The following is a 3,958-nucleotide window of genomic DNA, read 5'->3' as shown; positions in this document are numbered from 1 at the left end:
ACATCCTGCGCAAATTCTGCGACCCGGCCATCGCGCATCACCACCTCCACCGTGACCACCGACCCGCAGAGCGGAGAGCGTTTGCGCACAGTTGCTTGCGGTGCCGCCAACCGGCCAAGATGCGGGATATCCGCAGCCAGAGCCAGAATCCGCCCGGAATAAAGCTTCATCATCGCGGCGTCCGTCATGGCTTGCCTCCGGTCGCTCAACAGCATAGATAGTCAGCTCGAGCGTTTCGACTTTAGCCTGAAACATACCGCATCACAATTCGCGTTCGAGCCAATCGCGAGAGGCCGTGAATTGTAATCCATGAAAAGGCTGCAGCGATTCGAAGCTGGATGCAAAGGAAACCACCAATGGCATTTGATCCGAAACGCCTTCGCTATGACGATAATGGCCTGATCCCCGCGATTGCCCAGGATCATACGACGGGGGAGGTTTTGATGCTCGCCTGGATGAATGCCGAAAGCCTGAGACGGACGCTGGAGACGGGGCAGGTGACCTATTGGTCACGATCCCGGCAAGCGTTCTGGGCGAAGGGCGAAACATCGGGCCATGTGCAGCGGTTGGTGACGCTGCGCATTGACTGCGACCGCGATTGCCTGTTGCTGAATGTCGATCAAACCGGACCGGCCTGCCACACAAATCGGCGGTCGTGCTTTTACACTTTGGTTGAAAATGGTGAAGAAATCACGACATCCGAACCGATACACGAATAACATCGGGCGACAATCCGGAGCTACAGCCCGACCATTCCACGAATTTCCGCCGGTGTCGCGCCTTCGCCCCGGTATTTCGACAATGCCCGTGCATCACAGCGTTTTGCCAAACGCTTGCCTTGGGCATCGCGGATCAAATGGTGGTGGTGATAGGTTGGCGTGGGCAAACCAAGCAGATGTTGCAAAAGCACCTGAACTTCGGTGATCTCGCACAGGTCGGCACCACGGATCACGTCGCTGATCTGCTGGTGGCAATCATCAAGCACCGCGGCCAAAACGTAGGATGCCGTGCCAATATCCTTGCGACCAAGAACCACGTCACCATGCCGCGCAATCAGCCCCGGCGCAGAGATTTCATGCCAGCCCGGCTGTTCGCTGCCGGTGTCACAATAGCGAAGCGGCAACGCGACCGCTGCAACCGCCGCCGCCATGTTCAACCGCAATGCGTCGCCCGGAAGTCGTGTTGCCATCGTGCGATGACGGCAGGTTCCGGGGTATATGCCGGGCTTTGCAACACCCTCTTGCGGCGCGGAAACAGCGGCGCGGATATCGGCGCGACTGCAAGAACAAGGGTAAACCAACCCGCGCGCGGCGAGACTGTCCAGCACCACCTCATACTCGGCGACTCGGTCAGATTGGCGTAACACCGGCTCTGGCCAGCGAAGACCAAGCCAGTGCAGATCGTCGTATATCTGCGCCTCCCACTCCGGGCGGCACCGCTCGATATCCGTGTCTTCGATCCGCAACAGAAACCGGCCACGCGCTGCAACCGCCAAATCATGCGCCAGCAGGGCCGAATAGGCATGGCCCAGATGCAATGGCCCGGTCGGTGACGGGGCAAAGCGCGTTACGAAAGCCACGCCGAAAACGCCTCTTTGGCGCGGTCGGTATAGGCTTTGTAACGGTCCTTGCGCCCACGCCGCCCCGCCTTGGCGTCAATCGGGGGAAAAAGCCCGAAATTGACGTTCATCGGCTGGAAAGTCTTTGCCTCCGCGCCGCCGGTGATATGGGTGATCAGTGCTCCTGTCGCAGTTTCCGGCGGCGGTGTCTCGAGTCTGCCCCCTAGGAGTTCCGCCGCCGCCAACCGTCCTGCCAAAAGCCCCATCGCAGCACTTTCGACATAGCCTTCAACGCCGGTGATCTGCCCGGCAAAGCGGATATTCTGGCGGGTGCGCAGCCGCATCTGATTGTCCAGCAAGGTCGGAGAATTGATGAACGTGTTGCGATGAATGCCTCCAAGCCGCGCAAAGCTTGCCTCCGTGAGGCCTGGAATCATCTTGAAAACAGTAGATTGCGCGCCATATTTCATCTTGGTTTGAAACCCGACGATATTATAGAGAGTCCCGAGTTTGTTATCCCGCCGCAACTGCACAACGGCATAGGGTTTCTTTTCGCAATGCGGATTGGTCAGCCCGACCGGTTTCATCGGGCCAAAGCGCAGGGTTTCGCGCCCGCGTTCGGCCATCACCTCAATCGGCAGACAGCCATCGAAATATCCCGCCGTTTCGCCCTCGTGAAATTCAGCCTTTTCGGCGGCCAGAAGCGCGTCAATGAAAGCCTCATATTGCGCCCTATCCATCGGGCAGTTCATGTAAGCGGTCTGCTCGGCTTCGGTCTCACCCTTGTCATAGCGTGACTGCATCCAGGCGACGGACATGTCGACGGAGTCCGCGTAGACAATCGGTGCAATCGCGTCAAAGAAGGCCAGCGCTTCCGCACCCGTTTCGGCCCGGATGCTCTCTGCCAAAGCACCAGAGGTCAAGGGCCCGGTGGCTATGATCCAGTTTCCGCTTGAAGATAGCGTCGTAACTTCTGAGTTTGAAACAGAAATCAGTGGATGTGCAAACAATCGCGCTGTCACGGCTTCTGCAAACAGATCACGATCTACCGCCAAGGCACCCCCTGCGGGCAAACGATGCGCATGCGCGATTTGCATGATTATGCTATCTGCGGCCCGCATTTCCCAATGCAAAAGACCCACCGCATTTCGTTCATCATCATCAGAGCGGAAGGAGTTGGAGCATACCATTTCCGCCAGGTTCCCGGTGCGATGCGCGAACGTGCCAACCTCTGGCCGCATCTCGTGTATGACGACACGCACCCCCATGTTGGCCGCCTGCCATGCCGCCTCTGACCCGGCCATCCCGCCACCAACAATGTTCAGAACCTGGCTATCCACAGGCTGCATCCTTCATCTTGGCAAAAATACCTTGCCGGGGGTCCGGGGGGTGCAAAACCCCCCGGCGCTTGCCACAAAACGACGCGTTGGCCTAGCGCAGAGCCGCCGCTTTGAAAAGTTCCGCCCGCTCGCGGGCGACAAAGCCGCGCAAATCGCCGCCATCAAACCGCCCGAGCCGCACCGCTGCGTCAAAGAAACCCGGTGCGGGCAACCCATCGCCGCTTCTTGCACGGCACAAAGCTGCCCGGAATGGGTGTCCCGCCTCTGCATCCTCCACCATTAACACCTCCAACGCCGCTGTCAGGCGCGCGATGCTGCCGGGGCCGGGGATTGCAATCTGGCGCGCCAAATCGCCATAACTCATCACCTCATTGCGCTGCGCCAAACCCTGCAAAGCCGCGACCAGGCCGGGCAAAGCTGAATTCATTCCGCGCCGTTATCAGCATCCGGTGCGCCATTTTCGACGAGGTCAGCTTCTGCGACAGTCTCCACCACAGCCGCCTCCTCATCCCCCTGATCGGCAATGCGTGCAACCGAAACCACTACCTCACCAGCGCCGGTATTGAACACCTTGACCCCGCCGGCCGAACGGGACCGGAAGGAAATCCCTTCAACCGGCACCCGGATCGACTGCCCGGTTGAGGTTGCGAGCATCACCTGATCGGAGCGTTCCACCGGGAAACAGGCCACGAGCGCGCCGTTGCGGCCAGCCATCGCCTTCACCCCTTGGCCACCGCGCCCGCGCACCGGATAGTCATGGCTCGACGACAGCTTACCCGACCCGCCTTGCGTAATCGTCAGGATCAAATCCTCTGCTGCCGACATCTCGGTAAAGCGGTCCAGCGACAATTCGCCCGCCACCGCACTTTCCTCATCCTCAGCTTCCGGTTCCTCGACCACACCTTCCTGCGCCCGCCGCATCTTCAGATACGCCGCGCGCTCGTCAGGGCTTGCGTCAAAATGCCGGATCACGGACATGGAAACCACCTTGTCGTCCCCCTGCAACCGGACCCCGCGCACGCCAGTAGAGCCCCGGCTCTTGAACACCCGAACCTCGGTT

At 59.8% G+C, this 3,958-nt stretch carries 6 protein-coding genes; 1 reads left to right on the top strand and 5 read right to left on the bottom strand.

The window, feature by feature from the left end; all coding sequences use genetic code 11:
* Positions 1-188: iron-sulfur cluster assembly scaffold protein (locus tag L0H65_RS15895; RefSeq protein WP_367652005.1), on the bottom strand; the 188-nt coding region annotated here is incomplete at its 3' end.
* A gap of 168 nt (positions 189-356) precedes the next feature.
* On the opposite strand from L0H65_RS15895, the gene hisI reads away from it, so the two are divergent.
* Entirely contained in the window at positions 357-719 is a 363-nt protein-coding gene (gene hisI, locus L0H65_RS15890; protein ID WP_301460083.1) for a phosphoribosyl-AMP cyclohydrolase, read from the top strand.
* Between the two features lie 20 nt (positions 720-739).
* Here the strand turns inward: hisI and gluQRS are convergent, their stop codons facing one another.
* The 4 genes from gluQRS to L0H65_RS15870 form a co-directional block, all read right to left on the bottom strand.
* Positions 740-1,579 (bottom strand): tRNA glutamyl-Q(34) synthetase GluQRS, encoded by an 840-nt coding sequence (gluQRS, locus tag L0H65_RS15885; protein WP_301460081.1) that lies wholly within the window; start codon positions 1,577-1,579, stop codon positions 740-742.
* On the bottom strand, positions 1,567-2,898 hold the full coding sequence (gene trmFO, locus L0H65_RS15880; RefSeq protein ID WP_301460079.1) for a methylenetetrahydrofolate--tRNA-(uracil(54)-C(5))-methyltransferase (FADH(2)-oxidizing) TrmFO: 1,332 nt from the start codon (positions 2,896-2,898) through the stop codon (positions 1,567-1,569). The genes gluQRS and trmFO overlap by 13 nt, the downstream gene beginning before the upstream one ends.
* Before the next feature lie 91 nt (positions 2,899-2,989).
* The gene (locus L0H65_RS15875) at positions 2,990-3,313 is read right to left on the bottom strand and encodes a hypothetical protein (protein WP_301460076.1); all 324 of its coding nucleotides are present in this window, start codon (positions 3,311-3,313) and stop codon (positions 2,990-2,992) included.
* 8 nt (positions 3,314-3,321) lie between these two features.
* On the bottom strand, positions 3,322-3,958 hold a 637-nt coding region (locus L0H65_RS15870; RefSeq protein WP_301460074.1), incomplete at its 5' end, for a DNA gyrase C-terminal beta-propeller domain-containing protein.

It is taken from the genome of Pseudorhodobacter sp. (assembly GCF_030452865.1).
In the GTDB taxonomy this organism is placed as follows: domain Bacteria; phylum Pseudomonadota; class Alphaproteobacteria; order Rhodobacterales; family Rhodobacteraceae; genus Pseudorhodobacter.
The sequence above is the reverse complement of the archived record's forward strand: the minus strand, read 5'-3'. Positions and strand labels throughout refer to the sequence as shown.

Bases quoted from the DNA above. Each gene is read 5' to 3' on its own strand.
- hisI (WP_301460083.1), top strand. From the start codon at position 357: ATGGCATTTGATCCGAAACGCCTTCGCTATGACGATAATGGCCTGATC.